The 24,284-nt window shown below is 57.7% G+C and carries 13 protein-coding genes; 7 read left to right on the top strand and 6 right to left on the bottom strand.

Annotation, left to right across the window (positions count from 1 at the left end):
- The first annotated feature begins 80 nt into the window (after positions 1-80).
- The 6 genes from V7773_RS10150 to V7773_RS10125 all read left to right on the top strand — a co-directional run bounded on the left by V7773_RS10150 (position 81) and on the right by V7773_RS10125 (position 19,779).
- Positions 81-2,585, top strand: coding sequence for an exo-alpha-sialidase (locus tag V7773_RS10150; RefSeq protein WP_336073269.1), 2,505 nt, complete (start codon positions 81-83; stop codon positions 2,583-2,585).
- Between the two features lie 323 nt (positions 2,586-2,908).
- The gene (locus tag V7773_RS10145) at positions 2,909-4,615 is read left to right on the top strand and encodes a ShlB/FhaC/HecB family hemolysin secretion/activation protein (RefSeq protein WP_336073267.1); all 1,707 of its coding nucleotides are present in this window, start codon (positions 2,909-2,911) and stop codon (positions 4,613-4,615) included.
- Positions 4,616-4,639: 24 nt separating this feature from the next.
- A complete protein-coding gene (locus V7773_RS10140) occupies positions 4,640-18,154 on the top strand; it encodes a two-partner secretion domain-containing protein (RefSeq protein WP_336073266.1) in 13,515 nt (4,504 codons plus the stop codon).
- Positions 18,155-18,172: 18 nt separating this feature from the next.
- A complete protein-coding gene (locus V7773_RS10135) occupies positions 18,173-18,532 on the top strand; it encodes a hypothetical protein (RefSeq protein WP_336073265.1) in 360 nt (119 codons plus the stop codon).
- Positions 18,533-18,711: 179 nt separating this feature from the next.
- Positions 18,712-18,921: a hypothetical protein gene (locus V7773_RS10130; RefSeq protein ID WP_336073263.1), complete on the top strand. Its 210-nt coding sequence runs from the start codon at positions 18,712-18,714 to the stop codon at positions 18,919-18,921.
- 162 nt (positions 18,922-19,083) lie between these two features.
- Positions 19,084-19,779, top strand: coding sequence for a transposase (locus V7773_RS10125; RefSeq protein ID WP_336073262.1), 696 nt, complete (start codon positions 19,084-19,086; stop codon positions 19,777-19,779).
- A 60-nt stretch (positions 19,780-19,839) separates the two neighbouring features.
- Here the strand turns inward: V7773_RS10125 and V7773_RS10120 are convergent, their stop codons facing one another.
- The 4 genes from V7773_RS10120 to V7773_RS10105 all read right to left on the bottom strand — a co-directional run bounded on the left by V7773_RS10120 (position 19,840) and on the right by V7773_RS10105 (position 21,819).
- Positions 19,840-20,139, bottom strand: coding sequence for an addiction module antidote protein (locus tag V7773_RS10120; RefSeq protein WP_063322459.1), 300 nt, complete (start codon positions 20,137-20,139; stop codon positions 19,840-19,842).
- Positions 20,132-20,434 (bottom strand): type II toxin-antitoxin system RelE/ParE family toxin, encoded by a 303-nt coding sequence (locus tag V7773_RS10115; RefSeq protein ID WP_063322458.1) that lies wholly within the window; start codon positions 20,432-20,434, stop codon positions 20,132-20,134. The genes V7773_RS10120 and V7773_RS10115 overlap by 8 nt, the downstream gene beginning before the upstream one ends.
- 117 nt (positions 20,435-20,551) lie before the next feature.
- Complete coding sequence (locus tag V7773_RS10110; RefSeq protein ID WP_336073261.1) at positions 20,552-20,824, bottom strand: hypothetical protein; 273 nt, start codon at positions 20,822-20,824, stop codon at positions 20,552-20,554.
- Between the two features lie 263 nt (positions 20,825-21,087).
- On the bottom strand, positions 21,088-21,819 hold the full coding sequence (locus tag V7773_RS10105; protein WP_336073260.1) for a DUF899 domain-containing protein: 732 nt from the start codon (positions 21,817-21,819) through the stop codon (positions 21,088-21,090).
- A 298-nt stretch (positions 21,820-22,117) separates the two neighbouring features.
- Between V7773_RS10105 and V7773_RS10100 the strand changes: the two genes are divergently transcribed.
- Complete coding sequence (locus V7773_RS10100) at positions 22,118-22,510, top strand: hypothetical protein (protein WP_063322456.1); 393 nt, start codon at positions 22,118-22,120, stop codon at positions 22,508-22,510.
- Positions 22,511-22,572: 62 nt separating this feature from the next.
- On the opposite strand, the gene V7773_RS10095 is transcribed toward V7773_RS10100, so the two are convergent.
- Both V7773_RS10095 and V7773_RS10090 read right to left on the bottom strand, forming a co-directional pair.
- On the bottom strand, positions 22,573-23,439 hold the full coding sequence (locus V7773_RS10095) for a DUF6279 family lipoprotein (RefSeq protein WP_336073259.1): 867 nt from the start codon (positions 23,437-23,439) through the stop codon (positions 22,573-22,575).
- 81 nt (positions 23,440-23,520) lie between these two features.
- Positions 23,521-24,237, bottom strand: coding sequence for a TorF family putative porin (locus V7773_RS10090; RefSeq protein WP_072341448.1), 717 nt, complete (start codon positions 24,235-24,237; stop codon positions 23,521-23,523).
- Positions 24,238-24,284 lie beyond the last annotated feature (47 nt).

Genomic DNA, 24,284 nt, shown 5'->3' with positions numbered 1-24,284 from the left:
GCATTGAACAATAGAACAACTACGCCTGTCAGGACGTATCCACGGCCTGTGGTAGCCGTTAATTCAAAGGAATGAAACCTATGAGTCTTAGAGCGATATTCAGTCGGCTGATGTTGTGTCTGTGGGGTTTGTTTGCGCTCTCATCGGCCTATGCGGAAAGTCTGATCATCGCCACACCGCAACAAGGTGTGGGAATAAAAGTCGATGTCTTTGACAAGCCCGACGCCTCAAACGGTATTCCTTCCTCGACGAGCCTGGTGGGATTCGGCCTCCCAGCGGGATTTATACCCGCGGTGCAGTCGTTCAAGGGAAAAATTTATATGTTCTGGTCCAATAATTATGATTCAGAGCATATCTATTCTTCCTATTCGACAGATGGGAAAAACTGGTCCCCTGCTAAAACTATCCCAGTGAATGGCTACCGATGGGGTGGGGATATTTCAGTGACTGTATTTAAGCAGAAGCTTGTGCTGACCTTTGCCGATCCTCAGCAACGCTTGAGGACCACCAGCTCTACAGACGGCGTCAGTTGGACCGATATTCAAACTATCAATACCAGCCCTATGGCCGGCGTTAACAGCCCCGTTGTGTATAACGGTCAATTATTCATTTTTTATCACAAAGGTGACGGTAATGCTAAAACTGTTTATTACGTCACTTCGAATGATGGTTTTCTGTTTGGCCGGGAAACTCCAGCGTTCCAGGAAAGCACTGACACGCCTCTGACCAAAGTGGTGCCTGTCGTCTATAACGGTAAGATTTGGGTCTATTACACGCTGGAAAATCGCCTCATGTACGCACGCACCTACGACCGTGGCGGCCAGTGGGGAGAGAGGCAAGAGCTGAAAGGTATAAACAGTAAACTTTTCCTGAACAGTGCAGCAATGATTAACGATCGTGTGTTTGTCAGCAACAATACAAAAACTTTTTACTCCAGCGATGGGGTTAACTGGAATCCGTATTTCGCTGCGAGTGGGCTTGATAACTTTCCCTCGGTTTTGGGCGTTTCCTATGGCATTACCGCAAGCGATCTAACCGTGCGCAACCCGCAACTGCCCTCGGACCTGGCCACAGGCCTCAGCCATAGCGACTATGCAACGTTCGCCTGGCGCAGCTTTTTCGCACTGAACAATACAGCTGCCGCACCATTGCCCGCTAACCGCGGCGTCGGCAATCCCGCCAGCAGTTTTGCTGATTCGGGCAAGGTGCCAAAGTCTCCCAGCCCCTTGTTATGGCAAACCTTCGCGCACCGTACTGAGTTGTTTCCCGCGGGACCACAAAAAAACACCGCAGGTGGTCCGACGCGCCCGTTTGGTTCTGACCCGCAATACAGCTATATACAATTTCCCCAGGGTATTCGTTTGGCGCCTGGCGCCACCTTTAATCATTACAACAATCTGGATGAGGCGACCCAAATAGGACAAAACGCTATTTTCTTCCCGGTCAATCCGCCAAATGTGGCGAAGACAGGGAGAGATTATGCCCCTTCAAACGACAGCCAGATCCTGTTCGAGGCCAAGGCGAACCCCGTCGTTTACGAGTATGCGAAAGGCCTGACCAGCTTCCCGGATACGAATGTAGTGCTGCCCGACGGCGCGGTGGAGGTCAAGGCGACATGGCGCAAGCTGGCAGACATCCCGGTTCAAAATCGCGCGCGTTACCACACGGCGACGGTGGTGACCTATAAGGGCCTCGACAGTGACCCGGTGGCGCAGAACGAAGACTACGCACTGGTCGCCTTACATATAATCCATAAGACGTCCAACTACCCGACCTTCATTTTCGCCACGTTCGAGCACGAAGATGCCCTGACGCTGCCCGACGGTAAATCACCGACCGGGCTCTACTACATTGCCAACTACAACAAGATTGATTACCCCGGTTTCGATATAAACAACCCCCCGACCGCCACTTTCTCTGACGGCAACAAGACCTATACGGTTTCCCTGCCAAAAGCGGGAGCAGTCGCAAACGCGAGCCTTGATCCGCCGGTCTACTCCGGCAGTAACGGGATCCCTGAAGGGCAGGCCGGCCCGATCCGGGTCGTGCAACCGCTCACCATGGATGTCGAAGTCGCGGCGGTGAACAACCAGGTCAAGCAGTTGATGGACGGCAGCGGCGAATTCAACAATTCGGTCTGGAAGCATTATCGGCTCAAAGGCGTTCAAGCCATCCCGTCGAGCACTCAAACCGATCCGGATTACTACCTGGCCAATATCATGGTCGAAAGCAGCCAGCCGGGGATTCAGCTGTTTCGTGGGAGCAACGTATTCCCCATCCCGAAGAACAACACCCTGATCAATGCGCGCAACCAGCTGAACATCAAGGTACCGGATTACGACCACAGCACCCAAGGCCTGACCATGGGCGGTTGCATGGGATGTCACGGCATCGCCCAGAGCTCGCTCAAACAAGGTTTCAGCTTCCTGTTCGATGCGATCAATCCCACGCTCAGCAAAGGTGTCACCGGTTTTGCGGGCCCAGAGACCGTAGGCTTACCTGATCCGCGCACCATGAAGGCACGGGCCCTGAAATATTCTTTCGGTCCTCAGAACACGGCAGCCGTCGAGGAGGCAAGCAAGTAGTCGTCAAACCACTGCCCAGCAGGATAGCCCTGCTGTCCGAGGCGAATTCCTAGCCCTTTCATAAAGAACCGGACCTTGAGTCCGGTTTTTTATGAAGCCCCTTCGACACAAAATTACCCCCGGCGAACGCTGCTTGTCCGTTTTGTAGGAGGTTTCCAGAGTAGCCTTGGGACCTTTCGTACCCCCGTACCGGAGCCATCCGATTTCAGATGAATGGTTCCAGCAATAGCCTTAAAGCCCAATCCATTTAGTTGACGTCAAAATGATGGCTCATTAATATCACGCCACTATTTTGATGTCATTTTCCGCTCGAGGGATCGAACATGTCCTCACCCGCCTTTTGGGCGAGGTTGTGCGTGGCTGTGCTGTGCCTTTCTCCGCTGACCCTGGCTCGCGCCGCCCCCACTCCAGGCGAGACGGACCTGATCCGCGAGCGACAGAACCGTTTGCTCGAAGAGCAGCGTCGTCGCCTGGAGGAACTCAAGGACCTGCCCGGCCAGGAGGCGAAGCCGGCCCAGCCGACCGCACCTGTCGATACCCGTTGCTTCCCGATCAAGACCATCGAACTCAAGGGGGCCGACAGCCTGTCCGCCAGTGAGCGCGAACGACTGCTCAAGCCCTACATCGGCCAATGCCTGGGTGTGCCGCAGCTTAACGAACTGCTCAAAGTCATCACCGACCACTACATCGAAAAGGGGCTGGTCACCAGTCGTGCCTATCTGCCGCAGCAGGATTTGTCCGGTGGGCATCTGAGCGTGCTGGTGGTGGAAGGGCGACTTGAAGGCCTGAAGGGGACCGAGGACAGCAAGCTGTCGGACCGTGAATTGGGAATGGCTTTTCCCGGCAAGGCCGGTGACCTGGTCAACCTGCGGGAGATCGAGCAGATGGTGGATCAGCTCAATCGCCTGCCGTCGAACCAGGCCAAAATGGAGCTGACCCCCGGCCAGGAAGTCGGTGGCAGTGAAGTGCGGGTCACCAACGAGCCGAAAAAGCCCTGGCGCGCCGGCCTGTCGCGCAGCAACGACGGCCAGCGCAGCACCGGTGAGCAGCAGTGGGGCAGCAGTTTCGAGTGGGACAGCCCGCTGGGCCTGGCCGACCAGTTGATGTTGCGCGGCGGTCATGACGCGATGACCGACCACCAGCACACCTCCAACAACGCCATGCTTTATTACAACCTGCCTTGGGGCTGGTGGAACGTCAGCTACACCTACAGCCAGAGCGAATACCGCTCGCAAATTCCGGCCAACGGTTTCAACTTCAAGCAGACCGGCGACAGCCAGAACCATCAGTTGCGGGTCGAGCGGGTGATCCATCGCGATGCGCTGAGCAAGACTTCCCTCAACACCGGCCTTTCGTACCTGCGCACCAACAACTTCATCGAAGACAGCAAGCTTGCCGAGAGCAGCAATCGCATCAGCGAGGCGCAGTTCGGGATCAACCACGGACGGCGAGTCGGCAGTGCCTTCGTCAACCTCGACCTGGGCATGCAGGAGGGCATCGGTGCCTTGGACGCCCAGGGCGATCACGACCCGGGCCCTGGCGTACCGGATGCGCGCTATCGCAAGTACACCGCCACCGCCAGCTACCTGCAGCCTTTCAAGTTGTGGGACGAGTCCTTCAGCTTCAGCAGTCTGATGACCGGCCAACGCAGCGAGGACGTGTTGTTCAGCCCCCAGCGCATGAGCCTGGGCGGGCAATCGTCGATCCGTGGCTACAAGGACCAATCACTGTCCGGCGACAGCGGCGGCTACTGGCGCAACGACCTGCGCTGGAGCCGCCCGGTAACGGTGGAGTGGCTGCGCCCGGTGTTCGCCGAATACGGCACCAGCCTCGGTTATGACCAGGGCGTGATTCGCGGCGACCGCTACAACGGCGGCCAGCACGGGCGCATGTCGAGCAACTCGCTGGAGCTGTTCGCCCGCGGTGAGCACCTGAGCGCCAGCGTCACCTTCGCCCATTCCCTGGAACGCCCGGATGCCCTGAGCGAGCGCGAAGCGCCGATCTACTTCCGCGTGGACGTACTCCTCTAAATTTTGCTGCAACGAGACCTGAACATGGACGACCGCCAATACGCCTTCCTGGCCCGCCAACCTTCCGCAGCCCTGCACGCCCGTGACCGGTTCTGGGGCATGCCCAAGCGCGGCCTGGCGTTCCTGTTGGCCAACGTCATGTTCTGGCAACCGCTGTGGGCCCAGGCCGACGGCATTGTGGTCAGCGCACCGGGCACCGGCCTCAGCCAGGCAGGCAATGGTGTGCCTATCGTCAACATCGCCAAACCCAACGGCAGCGGTCTGTCCCACAACCAATTCAAGGACTACAACGTCGGCAGCAACGGCGTAATCCTCAACAACGCCACAAACCGAACCCAGTCCACGCAACTGGGCGGGATCATCCTCGGCAACCCAAACCTCAACGGCACGGCCGCCACCACCATTCTCAACGAAGTCAATGGCGGCAACCCGAGCCAGTTGCGCGGCTACACCGAAGTGGCAGGGCAGTCGGCCCACGTCATCGTCGCCAACCCTTACGGCATCAGCTGTAATGGCTGCGGTTTCATCAATACCCCAAAGGCGACCCTGACCACGGGCAAGCCGATCATCGAAAACGGTCAGGTGAGCCGCTACCAGGTTGACCAGGGCAGCGTCGCCATCGAAGGCGCGGGCCTCAACGCCAACAACGTCGACAGTTTCGAAATCATTACTCGCAGTGCCAGGATCAATGCCGAGATCCAGGCCAAGAACCTGACCATCGTCGCCGGGCGCAACGACGTCAACGCCAATACCCTCAACGCTACCGCCCGGGCGGACGACGGCAGCGCCAAACCGCAACTGGCCATCGACTCCTCGGCCTTGGGCGGCATGTACGCAGGCACTATCAAGCTGGTGGGCACCGAAGCTGGCGTCGGCGTGAAACTGGACGGCAAACTGATCGCCAGCGGCGGCGACATTCAGCTCGATGCCAACGGCCGCCTGAGCCTGGCAGAGACCTCGGCCAGTGGCGCCATCAATGTCAAAGCCGCGAGCCTTGATGCCCGAGGTCCGGCCTACGCCGGCACCAGGTTGAACGCCCAGACCCAGGGCAACTTGAGCAACCAGCAGAGTCTTGCGGCGCGGGACAGCATTACGCTGAACGCGGGTGGGCAGTTGACCAACAACGGCATTATCGAGGCCGGGGTCAACGCGGATAACACCCGTAACGCGGCGGGGGACGTGAGCCTGGAGGCGCAGAGTCTGAGTAACAACGGTAAGAGCGTTGTTGCCAGTCGTAACCTCACAGTCGACGTTGCGCAGACGCTGAGCAACAAGGGTGGGACGCTGAGCGCCGGGCAGGCCGCCACGGTCAACGCCGCGACCTTGGACAATCAAAGTAAAGGACGGGTGCTCAGCAGCAATACGCTGAACGTCACCGCCAACACGCTGCTCAACACCCAGGGCACGGTCAGCAGCAACGGCAACCTGACGGCCAATGTCAGGCAGTTGAATAACAACGGTGGCGAACTCACCGGCTTGAGCGGCGTTACATTGCGCGTTGCGTCGCTGGACAACGTGGCTGGCCTGGTCGCGGCAGGGCAGGGGTTGGATATCAATGCCAGCGGCCAAGTGAACAACCGCAGCGGCCGGCTCACTTCAAGCAAGAGCGTGCAGCTCAGCGCTGCGTCGATGGATAACACCGCAGGCCGTTTGCTCAGTGACGGTGCGCTCACCGCCAGCATTTCGGCGCAGTTGCTGAATCAGGCGGGATTGCTGTCGTCGGCGGGGCTGCTGACGCTCGATGCGGCGAGCCTGGATAACCGTCAGAACGGCGTCGTCACCACAACCCAGGCCGCCAGCCTTGATGTAGGTAAGTTGGATAACCGCGGCGGTGAGCTGTCGAGCCAGGGTGTCCTGACGCTGACCGGCACCGAGCTGGACAACAGCAACAGCGGCAAAGTAATTGCCTATGGTGATCTGCGCCTGACGCTCGAACGCCTGACCAACCAAAGCCTCGGATTGATCTCGACCCGAGGCGTCCTGGCGGTCAACGCCGGCCAACTCGACAACCGCCAGGGGTCGCTGTATGCCCAGCGAGGGATGAACCTGGACCTGCGCGGGCAACTGCTCAATGCCCAAGGCAGCCTCAAAAGCGACGCCACCGCCAGCGTCAAAGCCGCCGGTATCAATAACGATGCGGGTCAGTTGACCAGCGTCGGTGCGTTGAGCATCGACAGCGCCGCGACCCTGAGCAACCTGGGTGGCAGCCTGATCAGCGGTGACACGCTGCTACTGAAGGCCGGTCAGGTGAACAACACCTCCGGTCGCATCGCCAGCGCCAAGGCCCTGAACGCCAGCGTCACCGGGCTGGAGCAACAGAACGGCCAATTGGTCAGCAACACCAGCCTTTCCCTTGACCTCAACCATGGGCAATTGAACAACCAGGGCGGGCTGATCAGCACCCCCGGCGCGCTGCTGTTGAACAACCTCGCCGCTGTGAACAACCGTGACGGCGAGATCTCCAGCGACAAGTCCTTCAGCCTGAATGCAAACAGCCTGGACAACAGCGCCGGCAAAGTCGTCAGCAAGCAGGGCCTCAACCTGACCATTGCCCAGGCGTTGAACAACGCCCAAGGATTGGTCTCGGCCAATGGCCTTGCCGTGCGCGCAGCCAGCCTGGACAACAGCAGCGGCACCTTGAGCAGCGACGCCGACCTGAGTGTGAACGTCGATGGAACGCTGACCAACCTGGAGGGCGAAGTGTCCAGTGCCGGTCTGACCCGGCTCAACGCGATGACCCTGAACAACCGCAATGGTCAGGTGCTGGGCGATAACGCCTTGAACATCAGCCTGGGCGGCGCGCTGGACAACCGCGAGGGTGTGCTCGGTTCGGGCAAGGTCGTGGACATCCAGGCCGCGAGCCTGAACAACGGCAACGCTGGCCAAGTGATCAGCGACGGCAGCCTGAGCGCACGCATCAGCGGCCTGCTGGACAACCAGAGCCAGGGCGAAGTGATCGCCAAGGGCGCACTTGACCTGCAAACCGATAGCCTCGACAACCGCGGCGGTCGTCTCACCGGGGTCGATCTGCTGACCGTGCGCAGCGATTCGCTCGATAACCGTGGCGGCAACATCCGCGCCGACAAAGCGCTGCAACTGACGGTCGCGCAACTGGACAACCGTAACAACGGGATCATCACCGGCAAGGCCGGCGTCGGTGTCGAAGTCACGCGGCTGGACAACAGCGGTGGCCTGCTGAGCAGCGTCGGCCCGTTGAACTTGAAGGCCAATGAAGTGCAAAACGCCCTTGGCCGCATCTCCAGCCAAACCGACCTCACCGCGCGGATCGATACCCTGCAACAGCAGGGCGGCGCGTTGGTATCACAAGGCAACCTGAGCCTGACCGGCAGCGTTCTGGATAACCGCAACGGTGGCTTGGTCGGCACCACAAAAGCGCTGGATTTGCAGGTTGAGCAGATCGATAACCGGGCGGGCGAACTGTCTGCAGGGCTGGACGTCAAGGTTGGCGCTCAACGCCTGGACAACAGCGACGGCGGCAAATTGATTGCCGGCAGCACGCTTGAATTGAAAGTTGCGCAACTGATCAATCAGACCAAGGGGCTGATCCACGCCCAAGGCCGCCTCATGCTCACGGGCAGTACGCTGGACAACAGCGGTGGCGCACTCAGTAGCCTGAATGCTTTGGTGATCACACTCGACAACGCATTGTTGAATAACAAAGGCCTGATCAGCAGCGAAGGTGAACTGAGCGTCGACGCCGGCAGCCTCGATAACACCGCCGGCAGCCTCGGCAGTGCCGGCGCGTTGTCCATTGTCAGCCAGGGTGGGCTGATCAACCAGGGTGGCTCCATCAGCACCGACGCCGGCCTGAGCCTCAAAAGCGCCAGCCTGGACAATAGCCAGAAAGGCCTGGTCTCGGGCAGCGCCGCCACCCAAGTCAGCACCGGCGCTCTCAACAACAGCCAGGGCGGGCGCTTGACCTCGAGCAACACCCTCGCGCTCACCGCCACTCAGGTGAACAACGCCGCCGGCCGTATCGCCAGCAGTCAGGCTCTGACTGCATCGGTCACCGGGCTGGATCAACAGCAAGGAGAGTTGTTCAGCAACACCAGCGTCAGCCTGGACATGAACCAAGGCCAGTTGAACAACCAGGGCGGCCTGATCAATGCCGCGGGTCTGTTGCTGCTGAGCAACCTCAAGGACGTCAACAACCAGGGCGGTGAAATTTCCAGCCGGCTAGCGTTCACCCTGGCCGCGCGGAACCTCGATAACAGCGGCGGCAAACTGCTTAGCAACCAAGCCCTGATGCTTCGAACCGTGCAGGCGCTGAACAACGCCAAAGGGATTATTTCGGCTGCGTCCGTGGACAGCCACAGCGCCAGCATGGATAACAGCGATGGGCTGATCAGCAGTCGCGATCAGCTCGATGTGAAGGTCGATACGTTGCTCGACAACCAGCGCGGTTCGCTGATCGCCGACGGCGCACTGGTATTGAACGCTGATCGCCTGGATAACCGCGCTGCCAGTATCGCCGGCAAGGCCGGGCTCGACGTCACCGTCACTGCGCTGGACAACCGTCAAGGCACACTGGTCAGCACCACGGACCTGACGTTGCAAGCGTCGAGCCTCGACAACCGCCAGGCCGGTTTGATCGGCGCGACAAAAGCGCTGGATATCAACGTTGACGACCTCGACAACCGTGGCGGCGAGCTGAGCGGTAACACCGGCGTCACACTGGTGAGCAAAAACCTCGACAACAGCGACAGCGGCCAAATATTCGCCGGGCAAACCCTGAAGCTCACCGTGGACAAGCTGCTCAACCGGACCAAAGGCCTGCTCAGTGCCAAGACACAATTGAGCCTCGACGGCGGTTCCCTGGACAACAGCGGCGGCTATCTGGTCAGCCAGCAGAACCAGCGCATCGACCTCAGTGGCGACCTGATCAACAGTCAGGGTCAAATCAGCAGCGAAGGCGCCCTCGACGTCAGCGCCGCCAACCTGACCAACACCGACGGCAGCCTGTCCAGCGCCGCCAACCTCACCGTTAAAAGCCTGGGCCGCCTCGACAACCAGGGCGGCGAATTGGTGACCGACGGCGCGTTGCTGCTCAGCAGCACGGCCCTGGACAACCGTCAGCAGGGCAACATCAGCGGCAAAGGCGCGGTGAACGTCTCTACCGGCGCGTTCAACAACAGCCAGAACGGACGCCTCAACAGCGGCAGCACACTGACCCTCAAGACGGCCCAGGTCACCAACCAGGACGGCGGCCGCATCGGCAGCCAGGGCGCACTGACTGCCTCGGTTTCCGGCCTGGATCAACAGGGCGGCCAGTTGTTCAGCAACACCTCGCTGAGCCTGGACATGAACAACGGCCAGCTCAACAACCAGAATGGCCTGATCAACGCCCCCGGTACGTTGCTGCTGAAAAACCTCCTCGGCGTGAACAACCAGGGCGGTGAAATCTCCAGCGCCCAAGCCTTCACCCTGGCGGCACAAAACCTCAACAACGATGGCGGCCGGCTGCTCAGCAACCAGGGCCTGACCCTGCGCATCGCCCTGGCGCTGAACAACGTCAAAGGCATGATCGGCGCGGCCAGCGTCAATGTCCTTGCGCAAAGCCTGAACAACAACGGCGGCACCCTGACCAGCCGTGGCAAGCTCGACCTGACGGTTGGCCAACAAATAGACAACCAGGCCCAAGGCCTGATCAGCGCCGCGCAGTTGCTGACACTCAACAGCGGCAATTTGAACAACCAGGGTGGCAGCGTGTTGGCGGGCGGTGCATTGGTCCTCAACGCCATGGCCCTGGACAACAGCGCCAACGGCCTGATCAATGCCCAATCCAGACTCACCCTCGGCGCCGATTCGCTGGACTCCAGCGACGGCGGCGAAGTGTCGGCCAAGGGCGATATGAACCTGACCCTCGCGGCGCTGACCCAAAACGGTGGACGTCTACTGGGCGAACAAGCCGTGACGCTGAACCTCGGCGGTCATGACCTGAACAATCGCAACGGCCTGATCACCGCCAAAGGTTTGCTGACCGTCAACGGCCTGCGCAACCTTGATAACCAGGGTGGCGAAATCTCCAGCAGCCAGAGCTTCAACCTCAGCGGCCAGACGATCGATAACAGCGGCGGCAAGCTGATCAGCAGTCAGAACCTGAGCCTTGATGGCGATAGCCTGGTCAACCAGAACGGCTTGATCTCTGGATGGCAAGACTTGCAGGTCAGTGGCAGCAGCCTGGACAACCGCAACAATGGCACGCTCTCCAGCCGCAATGGAGACGTTGGCGTCACCCTCAGCGGGGCACTGCTCAACAGCGCTACCGGTGCGCTGGTCGGCCAGAAAAAACTCACTGTCAGCGCTGCCAGCCTGGATAACCAGGGCGGGATTCTGTCCAGCGGCGCCGACCAGACCCTGACCGTCACTGGCGGTTTGCTGAACAACGCCCAAGGCGGCTTGATCGACAGCGGCGCGACCTTGGTCATGAACGCCATGACCCTGGGCAATGCCGGCGGTACTGTCAACGCACAAAAAGCCCTGAGCTTCACCGGCACCAGCCTGGACAACAGCGGCGGCAACCTGAGCGGTAACGCCGCCGTGACCCTCAATCTCAAGGGGGCCCTGGACAACCACGGCGCCAAGCTTGCCAGCGCTGGTCCGTTGACGGTGAAAGATGCGACCGCGATCAACAACCAAGGCGGTCAATTGGTCAGCCAGGGCGAAATGACCCTGGGCACCGGCACCCTGGACAACAGCCATACCGGCACTGTCGCCGCGAAAAATGCGCTGACGGTCACTGCCTCCGGAGCCGTGCAGAACCATACCAACGGGCTGATCTACAGCCAGACGGCGGACGTTGAACTCAATGCCGCGAGCCTTGCCAACGGCCAAGGCGAGATGCAAGGCCAGACGGGTGTGAGTCTTGAATTGCGCGCGGACCTGGACAACCAGGGCGGCAAACTCATCGCCCAAACCGGCGATGTCAACGTGATCGCGGCCAACATCGATAACCGTGGCGGCACCCTCGCCAGCCTCAAGGGCGCCCTTGAGGCGAGAACCGTAGGGGTGCTGCGCAACGGCTTCGATGTGAACAACAAGGGCGGTGTGATTCAAGGCCAACGCCTTGACCTGCGCGCCTTGGCCGGGCTGAACAACAACGGTGGCCGGATTGCCGCGCAGGCGGGCGATATCGTCATCGACACCGCCGGCCTGAACAATCGCAGTGGCGGTCTCTATGCCTCTGGGCTGATCAAGGTCAGCGGCACCGGTGCCAGCCTGGACAACACCGCCGGCCAGATCGCCGGCAACGCCATCAATTTGGACCTGGACGGCGCCCTGACCAACCGTGGCGGCATTCTGGAAAGCGACAGCACCTTGGCGGTGAGCGCCGCCAGCCTCGATAACCAGACGGGCCAACTGCGTGCCCTTGGGGTAACGGGCAAAACCGACTTCCAGATCGGCAGCCTCTTCGACAACCGCAATGGCAAGCTGGAAAGCGCCAACAGTCACCTGACCCTGTCCGCCAACAGCTTCCTCAATGGCGGCGGCCAATTACTGCATCTGGGCGACGGCACGTTCGACATCTCCCTGGCCAACGTCACCGGCGCCGGCGGCGACATCGTCACCCGCGGCGGCTTGACGCTAAAAGCCGACACCTGGACAAACACCAGCGTCATCCAGGCCGGGCGGCTGACGGTCGACGTCAACAATTTCACCCAGACTGAAACTGGACAACTGTTGGCTTCAACTCGGTTGGAAGGTACGGGCGGGAACTGGGTCAACAATGGATTGATCGCCAGTGATGGTGGCCTGGGCTTGCAGTTGACTGGGCGATATAGCGGCAATGGCCGGGTCACCAGCCTGGGCGACATGACGGTAGATGCCGCTGCGATCGACTTGAGTAGCGTGGCCAGTATCACCGGCGGCGGGACCACGACGATCGGTGGGCGCGGTGGCCTGGGCAGCCTGAACAACTACGGGCGGCTGACATCGGCGGGTGCGTTGAATATCACGGCGGGCACCATTAATAACTATGGGACGGTTGCCGGTGCGGATGGTTTGAAACTGACGGCTTCGACCTTGCTGAACGATCAAGGTGGGTTTTTGTTCAGTGGGGCGGACATGAAATTGCGGGTGGGGAGTTTTACCAACCGTAAGTCGGATGTTTATGCCCTAGAGAACATTGATGTAGCGCGCAATGATCTGGGGGGACGGTCGGCGTTGATGGAGAATGATTCGGGCACCATGGAGAGTGGGCGGGATTTTTCCATTAATGCGGATTCGATTATTAATAAGCGCGGGGATTTTAAGACTGAGGCGGAGTTGTATTCTTCGGCGTTGGGTTTTCGTTGCAATACTTGCGATTCGCTTCCTCAATATGGAATTGATTGGCTACGCTATCATCTCGTCTATCAACAGCAATATCGTGTAGTGGTATCCGGAGACTCTACAGCGAAGTCGGCTTCGCTGAGTGCGGGTGGGGATCTTAATGTTAAGGGGACCTCATTCACCAATTCAAACTCGTCGACCACAGTAGGTGGAAATATTTCTATTGTTGTTGATGATTTTGATAACTCGGGCACTGCTTTGGGTGATTATACGAGTTATCAATATATAGCGTATTCAGCTAATGAACAGATTGGAGAGATGCGTTCAATAGTAAATTACAATGCGTATAACGATTCTGGTTACAATCAAGATATTCGTTTTTGGAATTCTTCCGGTGTTGAGAGCTCTGTGCAATCCCGTGTTGCAGTGCAAGGGGCCAAACCTATTGATAAAGAATATTACCAAGTGATCGGTCCGGCTGTAATTTCTATTAATGGAAGTGGTTTTAGAGGGTATCCGGAAGTTGATTTTGAGCAATCTAAGTATAAGGATGGTGTTCAGATAGATTTGCCTGATTTTATAAAGAAACTCACGCCCTTTAACCAAACAATAATTACGTCCACTGCATCCGACAATTTTGCTCCAGCCATCATCCAGGCTGGCGGCAACGTCTCCATTACCGCAAAAAACAAAATCACCAATGGCGTAGAACGCCCGTTCTCAGCAGGCATTTCAACGTCGACGCGCAATGTCACAACCGCCGCCTCAGGCTCAGGCAATACCACGGTCGTGACCCTGAACAGCCAGCTCCCACCGGACTTGGCTCAACAACAAATAAACCCCCTGACACTCCCCGGCTTTAGCCTCCCCACCGGGCAAAACGGCCTGTTCCGACTCAGCGGGCAGGCTGCCAGCGATGCGTCAGTCTCCCAGACGCCGGCCGTGTCGCAGAGTTGGACAATCGGCGGCGCCAGCGTGAGCGCATCGAATCGATCCACCGCCACTCCAACCGCCAATGTCCGCGACATCCAGATCGCCGATGCCACCCAGGTTTCCACCGCCGAACGACAGGTGCAGTTGTTGAATCGTGAGAGCGGCGGCGTCACGGCTGGCGCGTCCGCCATTCAGGTCACCGCTCCAACGGACTCGTCCACAGGCACGCCGCAACTGCCAGGGCATTCCCTTGACGGTACCATCACCCGTGGCGTCGACATTGCACTGGACACTTCGAGCACGCCGCCGATCGGCATAAGTCGTCCAACCGACGCCTCGGTAAGCGCGCCAGCGCCTGTCAATGGCCAAACGCTGGCGCGGGTCACGGGGCTACCAAGCGCAACCGTGGCTTCCAAACCGCAAAAATACCTGATCGAAACCAATCCGGTTCTCACCGAACTCAAGACTTTCATGAGCTCGGATTATTTGCTGCGCAACCTCGGCTACGACCCCAACATCAGCGCCAAGCGCCTGGGCGATGGCCTATTCGAGCAAAGACTCATCCAGCAGGCCGTCGTCGCCCGCACCGGCCAACGCTTTATCGACGGCCAGACCTCCGATGAGGCGATGTTCGAGTACCTGATGAACAACGCCATCGCCAGCAAGGACGCCCTCAACTTGTCGGTAGGCGTCACCCTCACCGCCCAACAAGTCGCCGCCCTGACCCACGACATCGTCTGGCTCGAAGAGCACGAAGTGAACGGTGAAGAGGTGCTGGTGCCGGTGCTGTACCTGGCCCAGGCCAATAATCGTCTGGCGCCTAATGGTGCGTTGATTGCTGGTCAGAACGTTACGTTGATTGCCGGCAAGGATCTAGAGAACGCCGGCACGCTTCGGGCTACGAATAACCTCTCCGCATCCGCTGGCGAGAACCTGACGAACAGCGGATTGATTGAAGCCGGCAACCGTCTCGACCTGTTGGCCGGCAACGACATCGTCAATAAATCCGGCGGCATCATCGCCGGGCGTGACGTCAGCATGAATGCGATCGTTGGCGACATAATCAACGAGCGCACGTTGACCACCGCAAGTATCAGCAACAAGGGCTACACGCAGCGGCAGGACTATGCGGATAACGCCTCGCGTATCGAGGCGGCCAACGACCTGACCATGGGGGTTGGTAGAGACGTCAACAGCGTTGGCAGCGTCATGGTCAGCGGACGCGACACCCAAATCAATGCAGGGCGGGATGTCAATATCGTTTCTGCGCAACAACAGACCGCTAACACCGGTGGTACCCGTAGAAGTTCGATCACTCAATTGGGCTCGGAGGTGGATGCAGGGCGCGACGTTGTTGTGAATGCCGGTCGAGACTTCAACGCCATCGCGAGCCAGATCAGTGCTGATCGCGATGTAGCGCTGGCCGCCGACGAGAACATGACAATCTCCTCCGGCGCCAACGAAACCCACTCTTACTACAAGTCGAAAAAGGTCACGGCCCAAAAGGACCACGTCAAACAGATCGGCAGCGCTATCAGTGCTGGAGGCGACGTGAGGTTGGATGCCGGGAAAGATATGGCGCTTATCTCCAGCCGTATCAACGCCGGTGATGAAGCTTATCTGGTGGCTGGAGAAAGCCTGGCGCTTCTGGCCGCGCAGGACAGCGATTATTCGCTGTATGAGAAAAAGAAGAAGGGGAGCTGGGGGAAGAAACAGAGTCGGCGTGATGAGCTGACCAAGGTGACTCATGTGGGGAGTGAGATTACCACTGGGGGCGATCTGACCTTGGTTTCCGGTGAGGATCAGCATTATCAGGTAGCCAAGCTGAACAGTGGCAATGACCTGACGATACAAAGTGGTGGCTCGATTACCTTCGAAGGTGTGAAGGATCTGGATAAAGAAGACCATTCAAAAAGCAAAAGCAGCATGGCCTGGAGTTCGATGTCGGGCAAAGGTCACACCGACGAAACTCTGCGTCAGACACAGATGGTCGCTGCCGGTGCCATCACGATCAAAGCAGTCGATGGGTTGAACATTGATCTTAAACAGGTCAACCAAGACACCGTCCACCAGTCGATCAAGGCAATGGTCGACGCAGACCCGCAACTGGCCTGGTTGGCGGAAGCTGAGAAACGCGGTGACGTGGATTGGCGGCAGGTCAAGGAAGTCCATGACTCCTATAAGTACAGCCACTCCGGAATGGGGCCGGCTGTGCAGATGATCATTGCGATCCTCGTGGTGTACTTCACCGCAGGTGCCGCCAGCGGTCTGATCGGCACTATGGCTGGGAGCACCGCAGCTGCTGGTTCAGGTACCGCCTTTGCAGCAGCCGGAACAGCCACCGCATCGGCAGTAGCCGGCGGCGCTGCAGCCGGGTCAACAGTGGCTGCCGGTTGGGCGAACGTGGCGCTCACGGCTATCGCAACGGGCGCTGCGAGCAACGCCACCATCAGCTTTATCAATAACGGCGGAAACCTGGGCGCCGTATTTAAGGATGTAACTTCTTCGGATGCCTTGCGCGGTTATGTGGTGTCGGGGGTTACGGCGGGATTGACGGCCAGCATCTTCGACAAGATGACCAGTACCACCACCACTGTGGAGGGCGCCTTGCCTAACGCAGGCAAGGTAATTGCCGAAGGCGGCTTAGGGAGTTTGGAAGGCATCGGTCGGTTCGGCGCTAACCAACTGCTGCAGAACGGTACGTCAACCTTATTGGACCGAGCGCTGGGTGGGGACAGCCAGTTCGACAATGCCCTGCGTACCAGCCTGGCGAACACCTTTGCTGCGGCGGGATTCAATCTCGTTGGGGATCTTGGCAAGAAATTCGATTTGAAAGAAGGGGGGCTGGCCAAGGTTGGCTTGCACGCGGTCATGGGCGGACTGGCGGCTGAGGCTGCCGGGGGAGATTTCAAGATTGGCGCATTGGCTGCGGGTTTGAACGAGGCTCTGGTTGATACTCTGGCCAAGCAGTACGAGGGAATGCAGCCCGAGCAGAAGCAAAAGCTTCTGGTGATGAACTCTCAACTGATCGGGGTGCTCGCGGCGGCGGCAGGCGGCAATGCAGCAGACTTGCAAACCGGTTCATGGGCTGCGCAGAACAGTACGCAATACAACCGTCAGTTGCACCCGGATGAAATCGAATTTGCCAGCGATAAAGAGCGCGTAAAACGATACGCGGCGCAGAATGGCTTAACCGAAGAAAAAGCACAGCAGGAACTGCTACGCACCGCCGCTGCCATGGTAGACCGTGGTTGGGACAGCGTGCTGACGGAGGGCAAGACGGCGAGGGCAGCTGATTATCTTCGAGTGGAGTTGAATCAGTACAAGAACGACAGTTTGTTCAAGGTGTCGTTGGCCGATTACAACAATGAGCGTGTTGGCTTGGTCGAGTTGTTCAAAGACAAGACCTCACTCGAAAAAATGCTCAAGAACGTTGCGTTGGTTGATCCGCTGGACTACCGGACCGATGCACGCTACATGCGCGAAGTGCTTGATGCCAAGGGGCGAGGAAGCCAGGAAGGATTCGCCTTGGCAGTGGAGGGCATGGCAAGCGGTCCGTCGAAGGCGGCGCTTTGGGCAATGGGAGCGGCCAACTGTCCTAGCTGTGCAGCGGCTGATGTGCAGGAGGCCTGGAACTCAGTATTGAAGATTCCAGAGGAGCTTCGTCTGAAGGGCTTTCTGGACAATCTGCATATCATGCAGGGCGGCGGTGCTGGGGTGGTACAGTCGAATGAGGCATCCAGTACCGCCATAGGTATTGGTATTGGGGTTGCGCTAGAAGGTGGACTTTCTGGATTAACAACCGGGAAGACGCCTGTAGGTAGCGTGGTACAAGGACCTAAATCCGTATTGGTTTATCTGGATAACAACAGTTCTCCGGATATTCGTAATCGGCTGATAGGAGCAGTTCAGGATGTTCGGCAGGATTTACCTGACAGAGGCAACGTTGCTTTTGCAGAGGTCAACATACCTGCGCTATCCAGTGAACAATTGCTAATGAAGTCTTTTAGCGGGTACGATCAGCGTGTTGACGATTTCCTACCAAAGCCAAATGGAAGCTTGGATACTTGGATTCTCAAGCCGGAAAGCGCAACTTCAAAATATATAGGTGGGCCTGGTGCATATTTGAGAGATGCGGATACTGAATTTAAGATCCTGGAAACAGTTGCGCAGAGACTTGGCCAGAATACTAACGCAGCGGGGCGTATAAACTTGCTTTCTGAAAAAGCAGTTTGTCCAAGCTGTACAGGTGTGATCTTACAATTTAGGGAACGTTATCCAAATATCCAGTTGAATGTGTTTACACGTGATTGAGTTTGATTTGGAGGTTCTTTGAGTTATTCCGATATGTTGTATGAGATGCAGGCTTCGTATGGTGAAGCTACTTATAATAAAGGTCTAACAATCTATCAGGCCTTTGCTTACGCTTATGATGAGATGGATGCGTTTTTGCATTCCAAAGCTTACAGGGTAAGGGTTCAGGCCTTCACCGCTTTATTTTTCGTGGCGATAAGGGGGGGAGTGGCGTTTGCTAGGAATGATCCTTTTACAGATGATGTTTTTGAAGAACTCAGCGATGCGTATTCTAAACTGTCTGAGCTTGGGTTAGGTAGCGGTAGTGATGAAGACGACAAGCTGATGCTTGAGCATGTACGCTTAGTTGCTAGCTTTACTGGTGTCATTAATTTTTAGGGATCTGAAAGTGAGAAAACGGGGACAGACCACGTTTTCTGTGATGGGGATAACGGGGACAGACCACGATTAGGAGTTGACTGGCAACAGGCTAGTCTTTTAATCGTGGTCTGTCCCCGGATTTCCGGATTTCTTGAAAATATATTTCTAAAAATCATGTTCCCTATGCGGACTAGGATATGGATATGTCTATCGTTCGGAAGGGTATTGTTGTCACTGGCGAATATTCTGGCTGGGAAATTGTTGTTGCGGACGACCGTGATGGCGACACTGGCGGGTATTGTCTTTACTTGAAGAAAAGTGATGTTGAAGGGTTTGACTACTGGTTCGAGCATGAGGCAGGGCTTCAGGCCCAGCTAGTTGATTTTGAGGTGGAGTGGATAGTTTAGTAAGTTAATTAGCATGGCTTTTATTTTGCAGTTGGTACAAAAGTCTAAGTTCGCACCTTGAATTTTGCGCCACCTCTGTGAGGTGGGGAGGCCGGCCAGATGATTCTCAGATTTATTTGATTTTTTGCTACGCTGAAAACTTCCATGGAGGAGGAATCAAATATGCCCAGGATGGGACGTATTGTTTTACCGAATTACCCGCATCACGTAGTGCAGCGAGGCCGGCAGGTGGTGTTTGCGGCGGCAGAGGATTATCAGCGCTATCTCTCTGATCTGCGCGAGCTAAAAGATGCGTTCGGGGTGAAGGTCTACGCCTATTGCCTGATGACGAATCATGTCCATTTGTTGCTAGCTCCTGGGGAGTCAACCGCTGGACTGGGGCAATTGATGAAAGCACTGGCTGCCCGTGCGACGCGCTATCGCAATCGATTGGAAGGGCGCTCAGGCACCTTGTGGGAAAGTCGTTACAAATCCAGTGTGGTGCAGTCGGATTCATATTTGCTCGCTTGTAGTCGTTACATTGAATTGAATCCTGTGCGCGCTCGCATGGTCGCCGATGTCGCAGACTATGCATGGTCGAGCTATCGAAGTCGGGTAGATGATGAATCTGGTGGGGGCTGGTTGGATGCTGATCCCTGCTTCATGGCTTTAGGTGATACCCCGATGGAGCGGTGGCTTCGGTATGAAGAGTTTGTGCGCCAGGCCATTCCGACTGATCAGCTTCGATTAATCCGCGATGCTTTGCAGCGAGGTCAACTGACGGGTACAAGCTGTTTCGTAGATGAGGTCGAGCGGATTGTGGGTGTGCGGGTAGAGCAGCGAGGGCAGGGGCGGCCGAGGACTGAGCCGCGAAAATAAATCTGTCCCCTTTTTCCCCTTTTTTCCCTTTTTTCCGTCCCCTTTTTTCTTCCATTAGGACTACGGCGCAGTGTGCGTGTGTGGCCGAGCCGTCATATCGACACCAAGTGCCTTCATGACCGCCAGGAGTGTTTTCAGAGTGGGATTACCATGCTCGCTGAAGGAACGGTATAGCTGTTCGCGCGACAGGCCTGTTTCCCTGGCCAATTCGGTCATCCCCTTAGCTCGCGCGACTACCCCCATCGCTTTGGCGATGTAACTTGCATCGCCGGTTTCCAGAGCATCGCTCATGAACTCCGCGATGGCTTCGGGAGTACTGAGGTATTCTGCGGGGTCAAATTCTGTAAAAGTCTCAGTCATTTTGTGCTCTCCACGCCTGCATTATCTGGTGGGCGGTTTCAATGTCGCGGCTCTGACTGCCTTTGTCGCCGCCACAGAGCAGAATCACCAGCACGTCGCCCTGCTGGTAGAAATACACCCTGTAGCCAGGTCCGTAGTGAATTCGTAGCTCACTGATACCATGGCCGACTGGAGCGACATCGCCAGGTAAGCCCTCTATCAGTCGGTTGATCCGTGAGGTGATACGAGCTCTGCCGGTGCCATCCTTGAGCTTTTTCAGCCAGGATCGGAATTTGCTGGATTCGATCTTCTTCATGAAATGTAGTCTATAAAATACAGAAAAGGCAAGGCTGCATATTTAGGGTCAAGCGTGTGCCTTGTTATTCCACTAATTAGAAAGTGAGACGGGCGACCCAGAGGTCGCCCGTTTTCGTTACTCAGCAGCTTGCGCCCGCAACCGTCTCCCAATCACGTCCATCAAATCACACCCATCGCGCAACGCTATCGTTAGCATTTTGCAAAAGTCCGAAAGCACCACCGTATCGGAGCTGATATCTGAACGAAACGCGATGTTTTCCAGCAGTTGGGTCACGGTGCGAATGCGGTAATCAGCCGTTTCGAAAAGAACGTCGAGCGGGGCCTCAGTGTCGATGAGCAGGGTAGCGGGGGTACAGTCAATGCCGGTGATGGGCATGTATCTGGTCATATTCAGAGCCTCGAAAATTAATGAGTCTCTCTGTGGATCGGGTCGCCAAACCCGGTCGCTTCTTGGGCGACAACGGACTATAGATCGCCCCGTTCCAGAGCCACAAGACGCCACTTTCCGAGCTTTGTGTAGGACCTTTAGCCCTGCATCAGTCGGCTTTTTGGGCTGCCGCGGGTCAGGCACTGCAGGCGACTGCTGCGCAGTCGAGCGGGAGCAAGCTCCCTCGCCACGGGGATCGCGCTCGACTTGTGTGGGTTGGCGCATCAGCTGTGGCAGCAGCTGTGTGGCTTGGCCTCGTCGTATTTATCGTGATGCCGCACCCAGTCCATGATTTCGTCTTCGTTGCGGCCCTTGGGCGTCAGGTCGAGGTAGTTGTAGGTGCCGACCAGCATGTCCAGGCCACGGGCGTAGGTGGAGTAGGTGTGGAAGATGTCGCCGGCTTCGTTGCGGTAGAAGACGCTCAGGCCGGGGAGTTCGCCTTCGGTGGTGTCGGTTTTTTCGTAGTTGTAGGTGGCTTTTCCACCGGCGGTGTCTTCGGCTTTGAAGCTGACGCCGAAGTCGTAGTTGAAGTCGCAGCCGTTGGACGAGACCCAGTCGAAGGTCCAGCCCATGCGGCGCTTGAACGGCTGGAACTCGGCGAAGGGGGCGCGGGAGACGGCGACCACGGCCACGTCGTGGTGGGCCAGGTGTTGGTTGGCGCCGTCGATGTGGTCGGAGAGGAACGAGCAGCCCTGGCAGCCTTCTGTCCAGCCGGGGCCGAACATGAAGTGGTAGATGATCAGTTGGCTGCGGCCGCCGAACAGGTCGGCCAGGCTCAGTTCACCGTGGGGGCCTTGGAAGCGGTAGGGTTTGTCGATTTTTACCCAGGGCAGGGCGCGGCGTTCGGCGCTGAGTTTGTCTCGTTCGCGGGTGAAGGCTTTTTCGTGGGCCAGGTGTTGGCGGCGGGCGGCGAGCCACTCTTCCCGCGAGACGACCGGATGATTCTCAACATTCATGATGAATTCTCCTGCATGGCAGAGCCGCTGAGTCGGCACTTTCTGTAAGTGGTCGTCTGGCTCTGGATGAATTCGACAGGCCGTTGGTCGGTTTGTGAAATAGCTAGCCGTTAAGCTTGTACACCGCGCGGTTGGATTCAGGGCTGCTTCGCAGCCCAACGGGGATAAATCCCCTCGCCACAATAAATTGGATAGGCCTCAAGTAAACAGCATTGCGCCCGGAAACCTGGCTGAACGGCGGCGCAGCACCTCGGTCACAACCTAGGTAGGCATCTCACTCTTCAGAGGATGGACCAGGATGACGACTTATAACTGGGACTTGATCGAAAAGTTGTTGCACGAAGTGCAGAACGGCGCCGGCCACAGTTTTACGCCTAGGCCTTATGCGGAGGAATACGCAGCTCAGAAGGCGGCGGCGGGTGAGGAAATCGAGAACCTCGATCATCTGAAAGCGGTCGCCGGGGAGTATGAAAAGTTACTGCTGGAGCGTGGCTATATCGAGCCGCGGCCGGAGGAAGAGGGCGGTAACGGCGAGAACTTCGTGCTGACGCCCCGTGGCTCGCGGTTGTTGAGCCTGATCGACAGCAGCATTCCGGGCAATGATCATCCGCGCCAGGTGCTGGATGAGCAGGACGATGCGCTGGATGAGTTTACGTTTGATGATTTGGCGTCCAAGGCGCAGATTGCCTAGGAACCAGGCACAAACCTTGTGGGAGCGAGCAAGCTCGCTCCCACATTGGATCTTCAGTGGTTTTAAGATCGTGCTGCTTTCAGGCACTTCAAGTCAGTGAAATCCTTCTTCACCCCGTCGATTTTCTTCAGCAGCCGTTCGCGCTGGGGCGGGGTGCTTTCGGCCATCAGGTCCACCAGCAGGCTGCGGGCCTGGGCTTCGGTTTTGCTGAAGGCCTCGTGATAGGCCGGGGTCCAGAGACTTTCCCGATTGACCAGCAGTTGCTCGATGCGTTTCGGGAAGTCAGGACTGTGGCGCTGGGCCACGGCTTCGCTGAACTGGTTTTGCCAGTGGGCGCGGTTGGCGATCCATTGCTGGTTCTGGTCACCCAAGGCGGTGGACCAGGCCATCACCCGTTGGTGCTGGGCTTCGTTGAGCGGGCCGAGCCAGTCGTCCAAGCGTTTGACCATGCGGTCGCTGCGTTCCTGGATCTGTTCCTGCAACGTCGGCTTGAGGTACTGCTGCTGGCGTTTGCGCTGATCCTTGACGAAGGCGGCATCCATGTCATCGACTTGGTCGTCGTTCAGGCCTTGCAGCAGTTCGATGGCCGAGGGAGTGATTTGCCGTGCGGTTTCGGCGATGGCGGCCTTGGCTTCTTGGGTACGTTGTTGCAAGGCTTCGTCGGTTACCTGGTCAGTTTTCACCATGGTCTTGAGGCGATCCAGCCAGTCGAGGTAGTCGGGCAATTGGGTTGTGCAATGCCAGGTCAGGTGGTCCTTGAGGCGTTCGTTGAACCAGTCTTTTTGCTCGCCTCTGATGTCCAGGTAATCATTGAGGGTCCAGGGGATGATCAGGTCGAGGTTGCGGTAGGCCAGGCCGATGCGGCTGCAGGCGGTGAGCGTCAGCAACAGGGCGATGAACATGGCAGTGCGGGTCAACCAGCGCGGCATGAGCGAGTCCTTGCGAAGGCGTAGGTGCTTTGTTTGAGCATCGCAGACGCGCGGCAGTTCAGCCGATTAAATGCGTAACGCTTAGTAAAAAGGGTGGGCCATCTTGAGGGTCAGCAGGCTGTCGCACTCGCTGTTGTGGCCCGAGTACGCCGAGCAACTGCTGCCGCTGAGGCTTGAGTCGCTGTAGATCAGATCCAGGTCGAGGCCCTTCCACGGACGGGAAATTTTCAACGACCAGTCGCTGAAGCTGCCGACATAACCGTTCTCCACCGAGACTGGCGTATTGAGTTGGTGGGTGGTGTATTTGGCGCTGATGCCAATGCCGAACGGCACGTTGCCGCCCAGGTCGGCGAACAGTGTGCTGTTCTGTTTGTCCGGGTCGTTGCTCAGGGCCGCGCCAAAACGGCTGCCGAGCACGGTCAGGCCGCCGTAGAACTCCTGGCTGTCGAGGGTATCGACGGTGGGGTAGCTGTAGTGGATCAGGCCGACTTCGTAGCCCAGGGTCTGGTCGAAGGGTTGTTTAAAGCCCATGTAGGAATCGACCTCAAGGTCGGCGGACGATGTCAGGCCGGCGCTGGGTGACCACTGGCCAACGTACCAGCCGCTGTCATGGCTCAGGTCCAACCCACCATGAAACGAGCCGGTGCTCGACGGCGTGACCAGGCCCTCGGCCATGCTACGGCTGGGAGTGGTGCCCAGTTTGAGATCGAAGTCGCCGAGTTCGCGTTGGAACACCTGCCCCTGGGCGAGGGAGCACGTCAGCAGGCTGATCGCCAGCGCAACAATAGGAATACGCATGCTTCACTCCATGAAATAGCGAGGAGCAGGAACTAAGCTGAAACGCT

The organism is Pseudomonas sp. 3JA (assembly GCF_036961705.1).
In the GTDB taxonomy this organism is placed as follows: Bacteria; Pseudomonadota; Gammaproteobacteria; order Pseudomonadales; family Pseudomonadaceae; genus Aquipseudomonas; species Aquipseudomonas fluorescens_Q.
This window is presented reverse-complemented; position numbering and strand designations above follow the sequence as displayed.

Bases quoted from the DNA above. Each gene is read 5' to 3' on its own strand.
- V7773_RS10150 (WP_336073269.1), top strand. From the start codon at position 81: ATGAGTCTTAGAGCGATATTCAGTCGGCTGATGTTGTGTCTGTGGGGT.
- V7773_RS10145 (WP_336073267.1), top strand. From the start codon at position 2,909: ATGTCCTCACCCGCCTTTTGGGCGAGGTTGTGCGTGGCTGTGCTGTGC.
- V7773_RS10140 (WP_336073266.1), top strand. From the start codon at position 4,640: ATGGACGACCGCCAATACGCCTTCCTGGCCCGCCAACCTTCCGCAGCC.
- V7773_RS10130 (WP_336073263.1), top strand. From the start codon at position 18,712: ATGGATATGTCTATCGTTCGGAAGGGTATTGTTGTCACTGGCGAATAT.
- V7773_RS10125 (WP_336073262.1), top strand. From the start codon at position 19,084: ATGCCCAGGATGGGACGTATTGTTTTACCGAATTACCCGCATCACGTA.
- V7773_RS10120 (WP_063322459.1), bottom strand. From the start codon at position 20,139: ATGACTGAGACTTTTACAGAATTTGACCCCGCAGAATACCTCAGTACT.
- V7773_RS10115 (WP_063322458.1), bottom strand. From the start codon at position 20,434: ATGAAGAAGATCGAATCCAGCAAATTCCGATCCTGGCTGAAAAAGCTC.
- V7773_RS10110 (WP_336073261.1), bottom strand. From the start codon at position 20,824: ATGACCAGATACATGCCCATCACCGGCATTGACTGTACCCCCGCTACC.
- V7773_RS10105 (WP_336073260.1), bottom strand. From the start codon at position 21,819: ATGAATGTTGAGAATCATCCGGTCGTCTCGCGGGAAGAGTGGCTCGCC.
- V7773_RS10100 (WP_063322456.1), top strand. From the start codon at position 22,118: ATGACGACTTATAACTGGGACTTGATCGAAAAGTTGTTGCACGAAGTG.
- V7773_RS10095 (WP_336073259.1), bottom strand. From the start codon at position 23,439: ATGCCGCGCTGGTTGACCCGCACTGCCATGTTCATCGCCCTGTTGCTG.
- V7773_RS10090 (WP_072341448.1), bottom strand. From the start codon at position 24,237: ATGCGTATTCCTATTGTTGCGCTGGCGATCAGCCTGCTGACGTGCTCC.